Origin of the sequence: Rugosimonospora africana (assembly GCF_016862975.1) — a bacterium.
GTDB classification, from domain to species: Bacteria; Actinomycetota; Actinomycetes; order Mycobacteriales; family Micromonosporaceae; genus Rugosimonospora; species Rugosimonospora africana.
The window spans coordinates 462,504-479,953 of the sequence record NZ_BONZ01000013.1; the positions used below are offsets into that span (position 1 = coordinate 462,504).

General features: G+C 71.7%; 15 protein-coding genes. 6 read left to right on the forward strand and 9 right to left on the reverse strand.

Annotation, left to right across the window (positions count from 1 at the left end):
* Nucleotides 1–12: 12 nt before the first annotated feature.
* A complete protein-coding gene (locus tag Raf01_RS07890; RefSeq protein WP_203917037.1) occupies nucleotides 13–726 on the reverse strand; it encodes a TetR/AcrR family transcriptional regulator in 714 nt (237 codons plus the stop codon).
* A gap of 88 nt (nucleotides 727–814) precedes the next feature.
* Between Raf01_RS07890 and Raf01_RS07895 the strand changes: the two genes are divergently transcribed.
* Nucleotides 815–1,810: an aldo/keto reductase gene (locus Raf01_RS07895; protein WP_203917038.1), complete on the forward strand. Its 996-nt coding sequence runs from the start codon at nucleotides 815–817 to the stop codon at nucleotides 1,808–1,810.
* Between the two features lie 39 nt (nucleotides 1,811–1,849).
* On the opposite strand, the gene Raf01_RS07900 is transcribed toward Raf01_RS07895, so the two are convergent.
* Nucleotides 1,850–2,119, reverse strand: a complete 270-nt coding sequence (locus Raf01_RS07900) for a hypothetical protein (protein WP_203917039.1) — start codon at nucleotides 2,117–2,119, stop codon at nucleotides 1,850–1,852.
* 157 nt (nucleotides 2,120–2,276) lie between these two features.
* On the opposite strand from Raf01_RS07900, the gene Raf01_RS07905 reads away from it, so the two are divergent.
* Nucleotides 2,277–3,257: a DUF2267 domain-containing protein gene (locus Raf01_RS07905; protein WP_203917040.1), complete on the forward strand. Its 981-nt coding sequence runs from the start codon at nucleotides 2,277–2,279 to the stop codon at nucleotides 3,255–3,257.
* Between the two features lie 128 nt (nucleotides 3,258–3,385).
* Here Raf01_RS07905 and Raf01_RS07910 read toward each other — a convergent pair whose 3' ends face one another.
* From Raf01_RS07910 to Raf01_RS07925, 4 genes are all read right to left on the reverse strand, one after another.
* Complete coding sequence (locus Raf01_RS07910) at nucleotides 3,386–3,847, reverse strand: MarR family winged helix-turn-helix transcriptional regulator (protein ID WP_203917041.1); 462 nt, start codon at nucleotides 3,845–3,847, stop codon at nucleotides 3,386–3,388.
* A 13-nt stretch (nucleotides 3,848–3,860) separates the two neighbouring features.
* On the reverse strand, nucleotides 3,861–5,306 hold the full coding sequence (locus Raf01_RS07915; protein WP_203917042.1) for an MFS transporter: 1,446 nt from the start codon (nucleotides 5,304–5,306) through the stop codon (nucleotides 3,861–3,863).
* A gap of 103 nt (nucleotides 5,307–5,409) precedes the next feature.
* Nucleotides 5,410–6,189, reverse strand: coding sequence for an ABC transporter permease (locus Raf01_RS07920; protein ID WP_203917043.1), 780 nt, complete (start codon nucleotides 6,187–6,189; stop codon nucleotides 5,410–5,412).
* The gene (locus Raf01_RS07925) at nucleotides 6,186–7,118 is read right to left on the reverse strand and encodes an ABC transporter ATP-binding protein (RefSeq protein WP_239133442.1); all 933 of its coding nucleotides are present in this window, start codon (nucleotides 7,116–7,118) and stop codon (nucleotides 6,186–6,188) included. Before Raf01_RS07925 ends, Raf01_RS07920 begins: the two co-directional genes overlap by 4 nt.
* Before the next feature lie 183 nt (nucleotides 7,119–7,301).
* Between Raf01_RS07925 and Raf01_RS07930 the strand changes: the two genes are divergently transcribed.
* Nucleotides 7,302–8,282: a threonine ammonia-lyase gene (locus tag Raf01_RS07930; protein ID WP_203917045.1), complete on the forward strand. Its 981-nt coding sequence runs from the start codon at nucleotides 7,302–7,304 to the stop codon at nucleotides 8,280–8,282.
* A 3-nt stretch (nucleotides 8,283–8,285) separates the two neighbouring features.
* Here Raf01_RS07930 and Raf01_RS07935 read toward each other — a convergent pair whose 3' ends face one another.
* Nucleotides 8,286–10,385, reverse strand: coding sequence for a S9 family peptidase (locus tag Raf01_RS07935; protein ID WP_203917046.1), 2,100 nt, complete (start codon nucleotides 10,383–10,385; stop codon nucleotides 8,286–8,288).
* Nucleotides 10,386–10,457: 72 nt separating this feature from the next.
* Here Raf01_RS07935 and Raf01_RS07940 point away from each other — a divergent pair, with 72 nt between their 5' ends.
* Entirely contained in the window at nucleotides 10,458–11,771 is a 1,314-nt protein-coding gene (locus tag Raf01_RS07940) for an FAD-binding oxidoreductase (protein WP_239133443.1), read from the forward strand.
* A 57-nt stretch (nucleotides 11,772–11,828) separates the two neighbouring features.
* Nucleotides 11,829–13,100: an FAD-binding oxidoreductase gene (locus Raf01_RS07945; RefSeq protein WP_239133444.1), complete on the forward strand. Its 1,272-nt coding sequence runs from the start codon at nucleotides 11,829–11,831 to the stop codon at nucleotides 13,098–13,100.
* A 186-nt stretch (nucleotides 13,101–13,286) separates the two neighbouring features.
* Here Raf01_RS07945 and Raf01_RS07950 read toward each other — a convergent pair whose 3' ends face one another.
* The gene (locus tag Raf01_RS07950; protein WP_203917047.1) at nucleotides 13,287–14,162 is read right to left on the reverse strand and encodes a hypothetical protein; all 876 of its coding nucleotides are present in this window, start codon (nucleotides 14,160–14,162) and stop codon (nucleotides 13,287–13,289) included.
* Between the two features lie 446 nt (nucleotides 14,163–14,608).
* On the opposite strand from Raf01_RS07950, the gene Raf01_RS49420 reads away from it, so the two are divergent.
* Nucleotides 14,609–15,226 carry an aggregation-promoting factor C-terminal-like domain-containing protein gene (locus Raf01_RS49420; RefSeq protein ID WP_239133445.1) on the forward strand — a complete coding sequence of 206 codons (618 nt, stop codon included), beginning with the start codon at nucleotides 14,609–14,611 and terminating at the stop codon, nucleotides 15,224–15,226.
* A 54-nt stretch (nucleotides 15,227–15,280) separates the two neighbouring features.
* Here the strand turns inward: Raf01_RS49420 and Raf01_RS07960 are convergent, their stop codons facing one another.
* Entirely contained in the window at nucleotides 15,281–17,356 is a 2,076-nt protein-coding gene (locus tag Raf01_RS07960) for a SpoIIE family protein phosphatase (RefSeq protein WP_239133446.1), read from the reverse strand.
* Nucleotides 17,357–17,450 lie beyond the last annotated feature (94 nt).

The window sequence follows — 17,450 nt, forward strand, 5'->3', positions numbered from 1 at the left end:
GCCCAGTTGGGGTCAGCCCCGATCGCGGCCGTCGTCCCCGGCAAGGCGCCGAAGCCACTGGCGCAGCAGCGCGGTCTCGGCCGGGGTCAGCCGGTCCGGGGTCTCGGGCAGCGCCGCGTCCAGGGCCAGCGCGCGGGCGGCGAGCGGGCTGGCGGTCTCGTCCCGTACCGGGTGCGTCCCGGTCGCGATCGCGTCCAGTACGGCCTCCCGTACCCGCGCCGACAGTTCCCCGTCGCGCTGCTGTTCCGGCTGGGCGATCAGGGTCAGGGCCACCCCGAGCCCGGCGGCGTGCAGCATCGTGGCCGCCGCCTCGACCGGTACCCGGAGCCGTCCGGCGTGCGCGACCCGGCGGAGTATGCCGAGCAGGATCTCGTGCGCCTCGGTGGCCGCGGCCGGCGTGTGCCCGGGTCGGACATTCTGGTACATGAGGGCGTAAAAGGTCGGATGGGTGAGCGCGAACTCGACGTGTACGTCCCAGCCGTGGCGCAGGTCCTCGATCGGGTCCTCGCTCGCACCGGCCGCCTGCTTGCCCTCCAGGTATCGCTCGAACCCGTATGCGGTCACCGCCTCGATCAGGCCCCGCTTGTCGCCGAAGATCCGGTACAGCGTGGGTGCCTGCACGTTCGCCGCTGCCGCCACGGCGCGCGTGGACAGGGCGTCGCTCCCGGACTCGACCAGCAGTCGAGCGGTGGCGTCGAGGATGCGTTCACGGACGTCTGGGCTCACGCTTGCAACGCTATCAGATCGGTGTTAGCGTCGCTAACGACTGATGTTAACGACGCTAGCTAACAGCGATAGCACGAGGAGACTCGCAATGAAGATCCACAACCTGGGAGCGACCGGCCCACGTGTCTCCGCGCTCGGCCTCGGCCTCATGGGCATGTCTGACATGTACGGGCCGGCCGACGAGGCCGAGTCGATCGCCACGATCCACGCCGCGCTCGACGCCGGCATCACGCTGCTCGACACCGGCGACTTCTACGGCATGGGCCGCAACGAGCTGCTCCTGCGGGAGGCGCTGCGCGGGCGCGACCGGGACAGCGTGGTGATCAGTGTCAAGTTCGGCGCGCAGCGCGACCCGGGCGGCAACTGGATCGGGTACGACGCCCGGCCCAGCGCGGTGAAGACCGCCCTGTCGTACAGCCTGAACCGGCTCGGCACCGACTACATCGACGTCTACCGGCCGGCCCGGCTGGACCCGTCGGTACCCGTCGAGGACACCATCGGCGCCATCGCCGAGATGGTGGACGCCGGTTACGTACGGCACATCGGCCTGTCCGAGGTCGGTGCGGCGACCCTGCGCCGGGCCGCGGCCGTCCACCCGATCGCGGACCTGCAGATCGAGTACTCGCTGCTCTACCGCGGCATCGAGAAGGAGATCCTGCCGACCGCCCGGGAACTCGGGATCGGCATCACCGCCTACGGCGTGCTGACCCGTGGCCTGCTCTCCGGCCACTGGACGGCGGACCGGGAGCTGTCCGCCCGCGACTTCCGCGGCCACAGCCCGCGGTTCCAGGGCGACAACCTGCGCCAGAACCTGGTCCTGGTGGAGGCGCTGCGGAAGGTCGCCGAGCAGCGCAACGTCACGGTGGCCCAGGTGGCCATCGCCTGGGTCGCGTCCCGGGGCGAGGACATCGTGCCGCTGGTCGGCGCGCGCCGCCGCGACCGGCTGGCCGAGGCGCTCGGTGCCAGCGAGCTCACCCTGTCGCCGGAGGACCTGGTCGCCATCGAAGCGGCGGTACCCGCCGGCGCGGCGGTCGGCGACCGCTACCCGACCGCGCAGCTGGGCTCGCTGGACAGCGAGCGCTGACGCGCTCCGCCCGGTGACGGTGAGCGGTGCCGCTCACCGTCACCGGGCGGCCGGGCGATCGCTCACCGGGTCCGGTCGGCTGCCGGCCGGTGGCCGCCCGTACCGTCGCACCAGCGCGGTCACGACCGCCGCGCCGAAGACCAGCCCAGGTCCACAGTGGACCGCGAGTACGCCGATCAGGCTCGGCCCACCCCAGTCGTGCCGGTACGTCGACGGGTCGCTCAGGTTGATGACGAACGGTTCCACGACCGCCCGGCCGAACAGGTAGAGACCGACGATGAAACCAAATGCCAAGAGGACTTTCCGCACGTTGGGCTCCTTACCTCTGCTAACGCGTCAACGGTAGGAACGCGCGACCCCGAAACACCTCAGGGACGTTCCCCTCAGATCCCGGATCTCGACCGGCGGTACCGGCGGATTCCACGCGGCCACGGTTAGCCACGCGCCGAGCGGGAAAACCGCGGCAATGAGCAAGCAGATGGAGGGCGACAACCCGCACCGGCGCAAGCTGGCTCAGAAGGCTCGCAGCGAGGGGCGCCAGCCCAGCGAGTCGGGGGCCACGCTGGGCTCCACGAAACAGCCGAACCAGGCGTCACACGGGCAACGCCAGGGTCCGCCGCCGGTCGGGGCGCACAAGCCGGCCGCAGGATCCCAGTCGCGCCAGACCCGGCCGTCGCCCAGCCCTTCGTGGCCCCGTCCCGATCCCGAACTGACCGGTACGGCACCGCCGCCGGAGCCGCTGGTCATGCGGTACCGGGAGGTCGTCGGTGAGGTCGGCCGGCGCATCGGGGTCGGATTCGAGGAGGCGAAATCGGCCGCCGAGGCCACGGTGACCGTACTGGCCCGGGCGTTGAACGCGACCGACCGGGAACGGTTCCTCGGCAAGGTACCGGCCGAGCTGCACGAGGACTACGCGGTCAACGTGCCGTACCCGCCCCGGGGCCTGCAAGGCTTCGTCGAGGAGGTCGGTCGCATTTCGCACCGGACGCCGGATGTCGCCCGGTATCAGGCGCAGACCGTGATCAGTGTGCTGAGCGAGCAGGACGACGGGCTGGTCGAGTCGCTGTACCTGCCGCCCGACCTGCGTGATCTGGTCGAGCCGCCGCCGCAGCCCGGGGGCGGGCTGGTCGACTCCAGCGGGGGACCCTCGCCACTGGACGACGGCGAACTGCGTGCCGCGCTGGGCCGGCTGCCGTACTGGTCGGGCAACCGCCGCGCGCTGACCCGCACGATCACCCTGCCGGCCGCCAACCTGGACCGGGTGCTGGCCCAGATCGAGTCGGTGCGGCGCGACCTGGGGCGGGGGCCGCGGGTGACCCGGGCCGACCGGGACAATGCCACGCTGGTGGTGCGTACCACGAGCGTGGACGCCGTCACCGCGGCGGACGTCGAACTCGCGCACCGGCTGGATGACGCGATCGACGCCGCCGGCGCCGGGATCGCCTGAGCGCAGCCGGAGCTGATTTGTGGCGGAGGCGAGCACAGGCCCGTGCAGCTCAGCCTGAGCGCAGCCGGAGCTGATTTGTGGCGGAGGCGAGTACAGGCCCGCGTTGCGCTGCTGAATCCGCCTGCGGGTCAGTCGCCGGAACCGAGCAGCCGGGCGACGATCCGGTCCAGCGCGGCGATGTCGGCCGAGTCCAGCTGGAGTACCGGCTCCGGGGGCTCGTTGAGGATGTCCTCGGCCCGTCGTGCGGCCGCCACCCCGTCGGGCGTCGCGGTGACGATCTTCGACCGCCGGTCGGTGGGGTGCGCGCTGCGCGCCACGAGCCCGCGCCGCTCCAGGTCGCCGACGACCAGCGTGGTGTACGGCGCGTCGGTGGACAGCCGGGCGGCCAGCTCCCGCATGGTCAGCGGTTCCTCGGCGAGATACCGCAGCGCCTTGACCCGGATGAAGCTCATGTCGAGCGAGTCGCAGACCTCTTTGCGCCGGTCGTACCGGTCCAGGACCAGCGCGCGGATCCCGCGCCAGGCCCGGGCCTCCAGCGCGGCGCGCTGATCCGGCGTCTGCCGCCGTGCGGCCGGCGCCCCGCCGTTCATCCGTGTCCTCCGTTCATCGCACGCCCGCCGGCACCTTCGGTGACTCGGTGGAGAACTCGGCCGCGACGTTGGCCGCGGTCTGCCGGGCCCACCGCCCGGTGGTGATGAAGCCCAGCGCGAGGATCACCAGGCCGCACCCCACGATAATGAGCCAACCCGCGTGGCTGGCGGAGGCGAAGCCGACCCGCAGCGGCCCGTGGACCGCCGAGGTGACCACCGACCCCACCACCGCGATGCCGAGCGACTGGCCGACCTGCCGGCTCGTGGACGCGACCGCCGCCGCGACGCCGGCCTGTGACACCGGCATGCCGGACACGGCGGTGTTGGTGATCGGCGGGTTCAGCAGGCCGAAGCCGATGCCGAAGATGACGTACGACGCGATCAGCAGCGCGATCGGTGTCCGCTCGGTGAGGTTGACCAGCAGTCCGGCCCCGAGCGCCATCGCGATCCCGCCGGCCGCCAGTGGCAGCCGGGCGCCGCGTGCGCTGACAAGCCGGCCGGCCAGCGGCGCGCACAGCGACATGACCAGCGCCAGCGGCAGGGTGAGCAGCCCGGAGTCCAGTGCCGAGTAGCCGCGCGCGTCCTGCAGGTACAGCGTGTTGAGGAAGAGGAACGAGCCGATCCCGCCGAACCCGCAGATGGCGATGATGGTCGCCCCGCTGAACGGCGCGCTGCGGAAGAACCGTAGGTCGAGCAGGGGTTCCGGGCGCCGCGGCTCGTACCGCAGCAGGCCGATCACGGCGGCGATCGCGACCAGGAAGCAGCCGAGGATCTCAGGCGAGGACCAGCCCCGGCCCGGTCCCTCGATGATTCCGTAGGTCAGCGTCGCCAGCGTGAGGAACACCAGGACCTGGCCGACCGGGTCCACGCGGCGGCTCCGGGCCGCCCGGGACTCGGGAACGAACACAGCAGTCAGCACGATCGCGGCCACCACGACCGGAATGTTGATCCAGAAGATGGACTGCCAACCGATCGACTGGACGAGCAGGCCGCCGACTGTCGGGCCGAGCGCGAAGCTGATGCCGACCACGCCGCCCCACACGCCGATCGCCTTGGCACGCTGCCGCCGGTCGGTGAACACGTTGGTGATGATGGACATCGCGACCGGGTTGAGCATCGAGCCACCGATCGCCTGCAGGGCACGGAACCCGACGAGCGTGCCGATGTTCGGAGCGAGGCTGCACAGCAGCGAGCCGACCCCGAAGATGACCAGCCCGATCTGGAAGACCCTGCGCCGGCCGACCCGGTCCGCGGTCGAGCCGGACAGCATCAACAGGCTCGCCAGGACCAGGGTGTACGCGTCGATGGTCCACTGCAGCCCGGAGACCGAGGCGTGCAGGTCGCGCTGGATGGCCGGGAGCGCGACGTTCACGATCGTGTTGTCCAGCGAGACGATGAACAGGCTCAGGCAGCAGATCGCCAAGATCAAGTATCGGCGACGGTCGCTGAGTTCGGGCACCAGGCAACCCCATTAGTTGTACGAGTGAAACATTTTCAAAGTACAACTAATTTTTGGGCGCGGACCAGTGATCTGGGTCCCTCGTGATTCCGCTCTCGGTTCGTCAGACCCGGGCGGTGTCCCGCCGGAACAGCCGCATGGCCCCGAAGCCGAACAGTGCCGTCCAGATCACGACGTTCGCCACCGCAGTTGCGGTGAACCCGCCGACCAGTGGGGAGCGGGCGATCACGCCGACGCCGTATACCGGGGTGAACTTGGCGATGTCCTGGAGCGTGTGCGAGAACACATCGAGCGGTACGAACACTCCGCCGAACACGGCGAGTATCGCCAGCAGCGGACCGACGTACTGCATCACGTTTTCCGAGGGCAGCAGGAAGCCCACGAACAGGCCGAACGCGGCGAACACCAGCGAGCACAGCCAGGCGGCCAGCGCGGACAGGAGCCACACGTGCAGCGGCATCCGCACGCCGGTCAGCGCGCCGACCACGAACACCACCACCACCGCGATCAGGCCGAGGACCATCGCGGTGACGAGCTTCATCAGCACGTACGCGACCGGCCGCAGCGGGGTGAGCCGCAGCTGGCGGCTCCAGCCGAGGCTGCGCTCGACAGCCACCGCCGCGCCGCCGGACGTCGTGCCCACCATCGCGCCGTACACCGCCATGCTGATCATGATGTATGCGAGCGCGGAGTGGCCGGCCAGCACCTCGTGCTTGGCCGGTAGCCCGAAGAGTACGAAGAAGACGGTCGGGAAGATCAGGATGAAGACGAGCGTCCGGCGGTTGCGCAGTACCCGGCGGATCTCCAACCGCAGCGCGGTGAGGTTGAGCCCGCCGAGCGGCGGCACCTGCCGCGTCTGTGGTTGCGCGGTGCTCGACGTCATCGTTCGCTCCCCGTGGCCGCGGCAATGGTCTCCGGCGCGTCATCGCTGGTCAGCGCGATGAACGCTTCTTCCAGGTTTCTGGAAGTGATCTCCAGGTCGCGCGCTTCCGTCTGCGTCAGCAGGTGACGGGCCACGCCGTCGGAGTCCGCCGCGCGTACCACGACGGTGTCGCCGTGCAGCTCCACCGACTCCACGCCGGGCAGCGCCGCCAGCGCCGCCTGATCGGCGCCGGGCAAGGTGGCCCGGACGACCCGGCCCGACGCGAGAGCCTTGATCTCGCCAGTGGTGCCGTCCGCGACGATGCTGCCCTGCCGGATCAGCACGATGCGGTCGGCGTACGCGTCGGCCTCGTCCAGGTAGTGCGTGGCGAACATGACGGTCCGGCCGTGCTCGGCGTCCTTCCGGATGGCGGACCAGAACTCGCGCCGCCCCTCGACGTCCATGCCGGCCGTGGGCTCGTCGAGCAGCAGCAGCCGGGGATCGGACAGCAGCGCGAGCGCGAACCGCAGCCGCTGCTGCTGGCCGCCCGAGCACTTGCCGACCCGCCGGTCCGCGATGTCGGTGATGCCGGCCCGCTCCAGTACCTCGGCGACCGACCGGGCGTGCGCGTACAGCGACGCCGTGTACTGCAGGGTCTCCCCGACCGTGAAGTCCTTGAGCAGGCCGCCGGTCTGCATCACGGCGGACACCTCACCTCGGGCGATCGCTTCGGCCGGTGTCTTGCCGTAGACCCGGACCGTGCCGGCGTCCGGCCGGCTCAGGCCGAGCAGCATGTCGATCGTCGTGGTCTTGCCGGCACCGTTCGGTCCGAGGAAGGCGACAATTTCGCCGGACTCCACGGCGAGCGTGAGGTCGTTGACCGCCGTCACCGGCCCGAACCGCTTGGTCAGCCCGCGCAGGTCCACCGCGAGTTCCTGGTCTGTGGCCACGGGCTCTCCCCCCGACTGGTCTGGGTCGTAGCGCGGCCTCGGACGCGCCGAGCCAGACTGGTCGCCGTCCCCATCTGGTCGTGGGAAGCATAGGCCACGGCGGCCGGGCACAGGGGGCGGCGAACCTGCCGAGGCGGAAACCGGCCGGCGGACCAGCGGAGATGGCGTCGTTACCATGGCGCCATGGATCTGATCTCCCTGGACGACGTCAACCGGGCCGCCGACGTGATCGAGGGCGTCGCGGTACGCACGCCGCTGCTGCCCGCCCGGTGGGCGCAGGAGCGCGGCGGCGACGCGACCGGTGACGGCGGCCTGTGGCTCAAGCCGGAGAGCCTCCAGCCGATCGGGGCGTTCAAGATCCGAGGGGCCTACCACGCCATCGCGTCGCTGCCGGCCGGGCGGCGGGCGGCCGGCGTCATCGCGCACTCGTCCGGCAACCACGCGCAAGCGGTCGCGTACGCCGCGCGGGCGTTCTCCGTGCCGTGCGTGGTGGTCATGCCGAACGTCTCGGCGCCCACGAAGATCGCCGCGACCGAGGCGCTGGGCGCCCGGGTGGTGCTGGTCGAACCGGACCAGCGGGAGATTGTCACGAGCGAGCTGGCCGAGGCGGAGGGGTACGCGATCATTCCGCCGTACGACCACCCCGACGTCATCGCCGGCCAGGGCACCGTGGGTCTGGAGATCGTCGCTGACCTGCCGATCGTCGACGTGGTACTGGTACCGGTCGGGGGCGGTGGCCTCGCGTCCGGGGTGGCGACCGCGGTCAAGGCGCTGCGGCCGTCCACCGCGGTCATCGGGGTGGAGCCGGAGCTTGCCGCCGACGCGCAGGAGAGCCTGCGTGAGGGGCGACTGATCAGCTGGTCGGCCGAGCGGACCTACCGCACGGCGGCCGACGGCCTGCGTACCCCCACGTCCGAACTGACCCTGGCGCACCTGGCGGCCCGGCTGGACGGCATCATCACGGTCTCGGAGGACGAGATCCTGGACACCGTGGGACAGCTCGCCCGCTCCGCCCGGCTCGTGGTGGAGCCGAGCGGAGCGGTGTCGGTCGCCGGGTATCTGCACCACCGTTCGGAGTTGCCGCCGGGCCTGACCGTCGCGGTCATCTCCGGCGGCAACATCGATCCCGCGCTGCTCGCCCGGCTGGTGACACCAGCCGCCTGACGGTCAGCCTCCGGCCGGGGCGAACCGGTCGAGCACCCAGGCGATGACGAACGCCTCGTCCTTCCAGGCGTTGTACCGGCCAGACGGTCCGCCGTGCCCGGCCTCCATCTCGGTCTTCAGCAGCACGTCGGAGCGGGGCGAACGGTCGCGCAGCCGGGCCACCCACTTCGCCGGCTCGTGGTAGAGCACCCGGGTGTCGTTGAGGCTGGTCATGGCGAGGATCGCCGGGTAGTCCACTGTGGACACGTTCTCGTACGGCGTGTACGACTTCATGTACTCGTACACCTCGGGGTTCTCCAGCGGGTTGCCCCACTCCTCCCACTCGGTGACGGTCAGCGGCAACGACGGGTCGAGGATCGAGTTGAGCGCGTCCACGAACGGCACCTGCGCGACGATGCCGGCGAACGCGTCCGGTGCCAGGTTGGCCACCGCACCCATCAGCAGCCCGCCCGCCGAGCCGCCGCGCGCGACCAGCCGGTCCGGGGCCGTCCAGCGCTCGTAGACCAGGTGCCGGGCGCACGCGACGAAATCGCTGAACGTGTTCTTCTTCGCCAGCATCTTGCCGTTGTCGTACCAGGCCCGGCCCAGTTCGCCGCCGCCGCGCACGTGCGCCACGGCGAACACCACGCCACGGTCCAGCAGGGACAGCCGGGAGATGGAGAACCCCGGGTCGATGCTGTGCTCGTACGAGCCGTAGCCGTAGAGCAGCATCGGGGCGGAGCGGTCCCGGGGTACCCCCTTGCGGCAGACCAGAGACACCGGCACCCGGGTGCCGTCGTCGGCCAGCGCCCACTCCCGGTGCTGCTCGTAGTCCTCCGGCCGGTACGGCTCACCGGACGGGGAGGGGAGCACCGGGTAGCGCTTGCGCAGCACCAACTCGCCGGTACCGAGGTTGCAGTCGAAGATCGAGCCAGGCGTCACCATCGACGTGTAGCTCAGCCGGAACACGTCGGTGTCGTACTCCAGGTTGTCGTCCGGCCCCACCGAGTACAGCGGCTCGGGGAACTGCATGTCGTACTGGCCGCCCCCGTCCAGCGGCAGCACGCGCAGGCCGGTCAGGCCGTCCTTGCGCAGCGACACCACCAGGTACCGGCTGAACGCGTCGACCGACAGCAGTCGGGTGCCGCGCTCGTGCTCGATGAGCGTGGTCCATCCGCCGGGCCCGTCGACCGGCGTGTACGCCAGCGCGAAGTCCTCGGCACCGTCGTTGTGCAGGATCAGGAAGCGGTGACCGTGGTGCTCGACGGAGTACTCCACACCCTGCCGGCGTGGTGCGATGACGGTCGGGGCGGCCAGCGGTTCGGCGGCCGGAATGAAGCTGACCTCGGACGTCAGCTTGCTGGACACGTCGATCAGGATGAACCGCTCCGAGCGGGTCAGCTCGACGCCGACCCAGAAGCGCTCGTCCGGCTCCTCGTAGACGACCTGGTCGGTGTCCGCCGCGGTGCCCAGGACGTGCCGCCACACCCGGTACGGCCGCCAGCTCTCGTCGACCGTCAGATAGAACAGTGTCGACGCGTCGGACGACCAGGCCGAGCCGTAGAACGTGTCCGGGATCTGGTCGGGCAGCACCTCGCCGGTGGACAGGTCCTTGACCTGGAGCGTGAACCGCTCGTCGCCGGCGAAGTCGGTGGAGTAGGCGAGCCAGCGGCCGTCCGGAGACACGTCGAACGCGCCGAGCGAGAAGAAGTCGTGTCCCTGCGCCAACTCGTTGCCGTCGAGCAGGATCTCCTCACCCGGCAGCGCGGCGCCGTCGCCGGTGTCCGGCGGGTCGACCTCGCCCGGCTCGACCGCGCGCCGGCAGTAGATGCCGTACTGCTGCCCCTCGACCGTACGGGTGTAGTACCAGTACTGGCCCTTGCGCGCCGGTACGGACAGGTCGGTCTCCTGGGTACGAGCCTTGATCTCGCCGAACACGGTCTCCCGCAGGCCGGCCAGGTGCGCCGTCCGGCTCTCCGTGTACGTGTTCTCCGCGGTCAGGTACCCGATGGTGTCCGGATTTTCCTTGTCGGCGAGCCAGAAATACTCGTCGCCGACCGAATCGCCGTGCTGAACCCGTTCGTGGGGAACCTTTTTCGCCACCGGTGGCTGAGAACTCGTCACGAGCGCTGAGACTACCCGTTCGGCCCAATGTCAAGCCCTGACACTGAGGTCGCACACTCGTACGATGGTCCGGTGGGGCTCCCCATGGTGGCTCATCGACTCCGTCGTGACCTCGGCGATGCTGCGGTCATCACGGATCCGGTCGCCCGGCGCACCTATGAGTGCGTTGGCCTCACCCCCTACCGATGCACGCCCGGTCTGGTCGTGTGGCCCGAGGACGCCGAGGGGGTCCAGGCCGCCGTGCTGGCCTGCCGGGAGGCTGGCGTCCCGTTCGTCGCCCGCGGCTCCGGCACCGGCCCGTCCGGCGGTGCCCTGGCGGAGGCGAAGGGTGCCCTGCCGGGGACCGACGTTGGCCTGCCGCAGGCCGACAGAGCTCTGCCGGAGGCCGACGGCGTAGTGATCGTGACCGGGCGGATGCGCCGGATCATCGAGGTCGACCTGCCCAATCGGCGCGCCGTGGTCGAGCCCGGCGTGCTCAACCTGGCCGTCAGCGACACCGTCGGCCCGACCGGCTACTTCTACGCGCCCGACCAGTCCAGCCAGCGGATGCGCTCCATCGGTGGCAACGTCGCGGAAAATTCGGGCGGCCCGCACTGCGTGAAATACGGGTTCACTACGCAGCATGTGAGCGGCCTTGAGGTGTGCACCCCAGACGGCGACCTGGTCCGGCTCGGCGTGGGCAAGGCGGTGCGGAGCCCGGGATACGACCTGACCGGGGTGTTCATCGGTTCGGAGGGCACGCTGGGCATCGCCACGAAGATCGTGGTGAAGCTCCTGCGGGCCCCGGAGTCGGTGCGCACGATCCTGGCCGCCTTCGACAGCATCGACCGGGCGGGCGCCGCGGCGAGCGCGATCACGACGGCCGGCGTTCAGCCGGCCGCCGCCGAGATCATGGACACGCTCGCCATTCGGGCCGCCGAGGCCGTGGTGGACCGCGGCTATCCGGCCGGCACGCGGGCCGTGCTGATCGTTGAGCTGGACGGTCCCGCGGTGGAGGTCGAGGCCGAGACGGCCGCGCTCACCGCGCTGTTCGCGGGGGCCCTCGCACTGCGCACGGCCGACGATCCGGCCGGTCGCGCGGCCATCTGGAAGGGGCACGAAACGGCGGTCGGCCGGATCCGCCGGGACCACCCCGTTGGCTCGATCAGCGGCGAGTCCGGCGTCGGCGACCACACGTCGGCGAAGCTCCCGAGCATGTTCTCCGTCGACGATCTGGCCACGACGCAAGACGATCTGGCCACGATGCAACTGGTCCGCCGCGCGTTCGACCCGGGCAACCGGGCGAACCCCGGTAAGGTCTTCCCGACCCCGCGGCTGTGCGGCGAGCGCTCACCCGCAGCCCTCGCGCCCTGCCGGACGGGCGAGCGGATCCGCGGTGCCGGATGAGCGGACGTACTGAGGCGTTGCGATGAATAGGCGGTACGGGCACGGCGGGGCGGCCGAATGAGCCTCGACGCTCTGGCCGAGGCCGCCGGGATGGCTCGGGCGGCCGGACCGGCCGATGCCGTGGGCGGGTGCCCGGCCCGGTTCGTCGCCACTCCCGGCCGGGCCGACCAGCTCTCGGCGCTGCTGCGGCAGTGTGCCACCGAGGGGTTGACGGCGGTACCGAGGGGCGACGGCACCAAGATCGATTGGGGGCAGCAGCCCACCACGGTCGACGTCATCGTGGACACCGCGCGCTTGACCGGGGTCCGCGAGCACTCGTCCGCGGACCTCGTCGTCACGGTCGGCGCGGGCACCCCGCTGCGCGCGCTCCAGGCGACGCTGGGCCAGTCCGGCCAGCGGATCGCGCTCGATCCCGGATCGACCGAGGCCACCGTCGGCGGGATCCTCGCCACCAATGAGGCCGGCCCGCTCTCGCACACCTACGGCGCGCCGCGGGACCTGCTGGTCGGCGTGCAGTTCGTCCGCGCGGACGGCACCGTGTCGCGCTCCGGCGGCAAGGTCGTGAAGGACGTCGCCGGGTACGACCTCGGCAAGCTGCTCTGCGGCTCGTACGGCACGCTGGGCGTGATCACCGAGGCCACGTTCCGGCTGCACCCGCTGCCGATCAGCCGGGTCTTCCTGATCCGGTCGGTCTCCACCCCGGCCGAAGTCGACGAGTTGGTCGGCGAGATGCTCGACTCCCGTCTGGCCCCGACCGCGATCGAGGTCGACCTGCCGCCGCCGGTCGAGCGCCCGGTGCCCCGGCAGCTCGACGGGACCGGGCCTAGCGGCTCCGGCACCCTGGCCGTGCTGTTCGAGGGGTCGGCGTTGGGTGCCCAGGCCCGGGCTGACGCCGCCGCCGAGCTGATCGGTGGCCGGGTCTGCCCGGAGGAGCAGGCGCCGACCTGGTGGGGCCGGTACCCGTTCGGTCCGGACGACGTCGGCCTGCGGCTGTCGGTGCCGGTGGCAGACCTGCCGGCCGTCATCTACGCACTGGGAGACGCGGCCGGTGCCCCGGTACCGGTGCGCGGAGCCGCCGGCATCGGCGTGGTGTACGCGGCGCTGCCGGGTGACCTGCCGGTCGTCCGGGTGGCCGGGGTTCTCGACGCCGTGCGTCGGGTCCTGCTCGCGCGCAGCGGATCGTGCGAGGTGCTGACCGCGCCCGAGCAGCTGCGCGCCGAGCTGGACCTGTGGGGACCGGTACCGGGGCTGGAGCTGATGCACCGGATCAAGGAGCAGTTCGACCCCCAGCGGCTGTTGTCGCCCGGCCGGTTCGTGGGTGGCATCTGACGGCTGTCGCCGAGCCGCTTTCACGCTTCGCCGCGCCCTATCGCTCATTCCTGACAAGTCCGGCTACGCCCGATCAGCCGTGCGTATCCATATCTGGCGTGACATACCCCACGATTAACGCCGCGCCGCTTTCGCTGAAGTACCTGGTCACGGCAGTGTGACGGTGGGTGCGGTGCCGTGCCCTCGTCACTGGCGAAACACCTGCCGCCGGGAACCACCGAAGGAACGAGCTATGCCCGCCCACCGCCGCCAGGCTCCCGCCCATCGACGGACTGGCCGCCGACAGGTCAATCCGTGGCGCCGTCCGAGCCTCGACGCCACCACCGATCCGATGGCCGACGCCATCACCGATCCGACGCTCCAGCCGGTACCCGAGCCGCTCGGCGGCCGGCGCGGTCTCCGCTCGACGCTGGTCGTGAGCCTCGTCGCCGCCGGGATCGTCGGCGTGGGCGGGGTCGGTGGGCTCGCCATCGCGTACCTGGGGGACGGCAGCCCGGGTCCGGCCAGCGCCGCGCTGAGCGTCGCCGGGCGAGGTACCCCGCCGGCCAGCCGGGACCTGAACCGGACCGCCTCCACGGCGGCGGCGACTGCCGGTTCCGCCGCCTCGGATTCGGCCCCACCGGTGCTGCCGTCGCCGACCCCGGCATCGGTAGCGCCGGCCGTGCCGGTACCCCCGGCGGTCCTGAACGCTCCGGCCGCGCCCACCGGCACGACGTCCCGGCCGACGCCGTCGCCGAGCGCGACGAGCCCGAGGCCGTCGGCGTCCCCGAGTTCCTCGCACTCGCCGAGGCCGCCCGCGTCGCAGAGCCCGTCGCACTCGCCCGAGCCGCCCGCGTCGCAGAGCCCGTCGGCGTCGCCGAGCCCCACTGCGTCGCAGAGCCCGTCCGACACGCCCAGCACGCCGGCCACCGCGGACCCGTCGCGGACGCCGGACTCGTCCGGCTCGGCCGACCCGTCGGGGTCGACCGGGGGCTGATCCCGGCGCGGATTCCTGCCCCGCAGCGGACCCTGCCCGCGCGGGCGAAGCGTTCTCGCCCAGTTACCGTTAGTAATCTCCGCCACTCCGGCGGTCGGTGGCCATATTTCGTGGTGGCCACGCCGTGCCCCGGCACCCCCTCGATCGCCGGCTCATCAGAGCCCGGGCAGCGCCTCTAGCTGCGAAAACCGTCCGAGCCGGCGGCCGCTGCGCTCGCGCTCCCGGCATTCGATGAGCCCGTTGACTCTCATGCCCGAGCCGGCGATCTATCGTTCATGTCCGGCAAATCGGGCTCACGAGGTCCGATGGCGAATGATCGATATCGATGGTGACACTATTCACTATCACTCTCGGTCGACTTGAATCTCGCGACGAGGTCACGGCAGGGTAACGGGTCGGTGCGTCTCCCCGCGTGCCGCGACCTATCCCCCGGAGGGAGCGAGCTTTGCCCGCCGACAACACGGCCGACAGCACGCCGGCCCGGCATCGCCGGATCGGACCCATTCGCCGCAGGCTAGGCAGCCGCCCAATCATGATCAGTGGCGCGGTGGCCGGCGTCCTCGTCGTCGCCGGTACCGTCCTGGTGCTCCACGAGGGCAGCGGAAAGCCCGGTCCCGCTCCGGCAGCGGTGAGCCTGGCCGACCGTACCGACGCCGACCGGGTCTCCCGTGACCTCGTCCGTACCGACCCCTCGTCGGCGTCCCCGTCGCCGGTACCGTCGTCGGCCTCTCCGTCGCCGTCGTCCCCGTCGCCGTCCCCGACGCACGCCTCTCCCCGGCCGACCCACAAGGTGACACCCACCCACGCGGCGACGACGAAGGCGCCCACCCCGACCGGCTGCACGCACTACTCCGGCAACCAGCTGACCGCCTGCAAGCTGCTGCCCTCGTTCGGGTTCTCGACCAGCGAGATGTCGGCCCTCGTGCCGATGTGGAACAAGGAGAGCAGCTGGAACGTCTCGGCGGAGAACCCCGGCTCCGGCGCGTACGGCATCCCGCAGGCGCTGCCCGGCGACAAGATGGCCAGCGTCGCGTCCGACTGGCGGACCAACGCGGCCACCCAGATCAAGTGGGGCCTGGGCTACATCAAGGACCGGTACGGCACGCCGTCCGACGCCTGGGCGTTCTGGCAGGCCAACGGCTGGTACTGAGCGGTCCGCGCGACCCCGGGGCCTCGCGGAGACCTTGGGGTCCCGCGACCTGAGCTAGGGCAGTTGGTCGTTTCGCAGCGCCAGGATCGCGATGTCGTCCCGCGGCGGCTCCGCGGAGAAGCCCAGAGCCGCCGCGCGCAGCCGGGCCGCCACCACGTCGGCCTCGTACCCGGCCAGCTCGGCGGCGGCGGCGCGCAGCCGGTCGATGCCGAACAGTTCGCTGCCCCGGCGCCGCTCGGTGACCCCGTCGGTGAAGAAGATCATCGTGTCCCCGGGTGCCAGCTCGACCGCCGTGCTCGGCGTGCGTACCCGGTCCAGCAGGCCGAGGGCCGTGCCCGGGGAGCCGACGAACGTGGCGTTGCCCTCGCTGCGCAGCAGTATCGGCCGGTCGTGGCCGGCCAGGTGGAGAGTCACCCGCAGCTGGTTGTCCGCCCCGGTGGCCAGGGCCGCCATGGCGAGCGTGCAGTACCGGCCGCCGCCGCGCTCGACCAGGGTGTCGTTGATCCGGTCGAGCATCTCCGGCAGCGGCCGGCCGTCCCGGATCAGTACCCGGATCACGTCCCGGACCAGGCCGGTCACGGTCGCCGCCTGGACGCCCTTGCCGGACACGTCCCCGATCACCACCAGCCACCGGCCGTCCGGCATCGGTACGACGTCGTAGAAGTCCCCGCCAACGTCGGCGTCGCGCTGGGTCGGCACGTACTCGGCGCCGAGGCCGATCCCGTTCACGATGGGCAGCGCGGGCGGCAGCAGCGACTGCTGGAGGGTCTGCGCGACGCGCCGCCGTTCAGCGTGGATCCGGGCGTTGTCCAGGGCCAGGGCGGCGCGCCGGGCGAGGTCCTCGACGATCGCCACCTCCTCCGGCTCCTGCCGCCGGTCGAGGTGCCGGCCGACGGCCAGCGCACCGATCCGGCCGCCCCGGGCGATCAGCGGGACAGCGAGCCCTTCCACCGGCGCCGTGAGCGGCACCTGGAACCCGCCGTGGATGGCCTCGCGCAGCCGTGCCGGAACGCTGTCCGGTCCGGCCTGGCTCAGCTCCGCCAGCAGGCTGGGCAGGGCGGCCTCGTCGGCGTGGGCAGCCGCCGCGTATACCGGCTCGCCCCACTCGTCGACGCCGTACACCGCGCTCCACTGGCCGAGCCGCGGAACCACGAGCCGGGGGATGAGCGCCATGGTCAGCTCGACGTCCAGCGACTGGGCGAGCAGCTCGCTGGCCTCCGCCAGGAACGTGAGCCAGGCTTGCCGGCGCAGGTCGGTACGGCGCAGCCGGTCGTTCTCGAGCGCCAGACCCAGGCGCTCGGCGGTCAGCTGGGCCAGCGGGGCCGCGTACGGTCCGGGAGTCGCGGGCGTGACCAGCACCAACTCGCCCCGCCACGGCCACGAGACGGCCAGCTTGGCCCGGACGTCGGCGGCGTCGGGCGAAAAGGCCAGCCCGTACTCCGCGAACGGCAGCGTGCCCCGCCCGTCGGCCTGGTCCAACCGGATCGCCCCGCCCGTCGCTCCGGTCGCGCCGCAGAGCCGGCTGAGCAGGTGGGTGGCGACCTGGGTCAGGGTGCCCGGCTCAGCGTCGGGCAGGTCGACGCCGGCGAGCGCGGACAGCGCGGCCGCGCTCGGCACGTCTCCGGCTGCGGGCGCGCGGCCGTCGAGCGCTCGGCCGTCGATGGCGGTCAAGACGCCGGGCTGCAGGTCCAGCGCGATGGTGGCGGGCGGCTCGCCGTCGACCGGCTCGGGTGCGGCGCCGTCGGCGCCGGGTCGAGCCAGCCGGAACCAGACGCCCTTGCCCTTGCCGTGGTGGGTGGTGCCCCAGCTGGCCGAGAAGTGGTCGACAAGCAGCAGGCCCCGGCCGCGCTCGCTGAGTTCGGCGGTGAGCGGCGTCAGGGCCGCGTTGCCGCCGCCGTAGTCGGTGACCGTGACGGTCAGCCCCTGAGGGTCGGCGATCACCTCAAGATCGATGTCCGTACCGGCGTGCTGGACCCCGTTGGTGGACAGCTCGGTGGTCAGCAGCAGCGCCTCGTCGAGCAGTACGGGCAGGTCAGCCTCGTCGAGGACGGCCCGTACGACGGCACGGGCGGCGGCCGGCGTACGGCTGTCGGCGGGAAGACGTATCCGGCGAGTAACGCTGGCTGCCACGCATAGCAGTGTCCACCGAAAGGTGGATTGAGGCCAACTGCGTGTCGGGGTGGTCTGCCGCCGCGCCGGCCATTCGCTCCCGCCGCAGCTCAGT

What these genes read in the sequence shown, in the direction of transcription:
- Raf01_RS07895 (WP_203917038.1), top strand. Translation starts at nt 815, where the DNA reads ATGAAGATCCACAACCTGGGAGCGACCGGCCCACGTGTCTCCGCGCTC.
- Raf01_RS07905 (WP_203917040.1), top strand. Translation starts at nt 2,277, where the DNA reads ATGAGCAAGCAGATGGAGGGCGACAACCCGCACCGGCGCAAGCTGGCT.
- Raf01_RS07910 (WP_203917041.1), bottom strand. Translation starts at nt 3,847, where the DNA reads ATGAACGGCGGGGCGCCGGCCGCACGGCGGCAGACGCCGGATCAGCGC.
- Raf01_RS07920 (WP_203917043.1), bottom strand. Translation starts at nt 6,189, where the DNA reads ATGACGTCGAGCACCGCGCAACCACAGACGCGGCAGGTGCCGCCGCTC.
- Raf01_RS07930 (WP_203917045.1), top strand. Translation starts at nt 7,302, where the DNA reads ATGGATCTGATCTCCCTGGACGACGTCAACCGGGCCGCCGACGTGATC.
- Raf01_RS07945 (WP_239133444.1), top strand. Translation starts at nt 11,829, where the DNA reads ATGAGCCTCGACGCTCTGGCCGAGGCCGCCGGGATGGCTCGGGCGGCC.
- Raf01_RS49420 (WP_239133445.1), top strand. Translation starts at nt 14,609, where the DNA reads ATGATCAGTGGCGCGGTGGCCGGCGTCCTCGTCGTCGCCGGTACCGTC.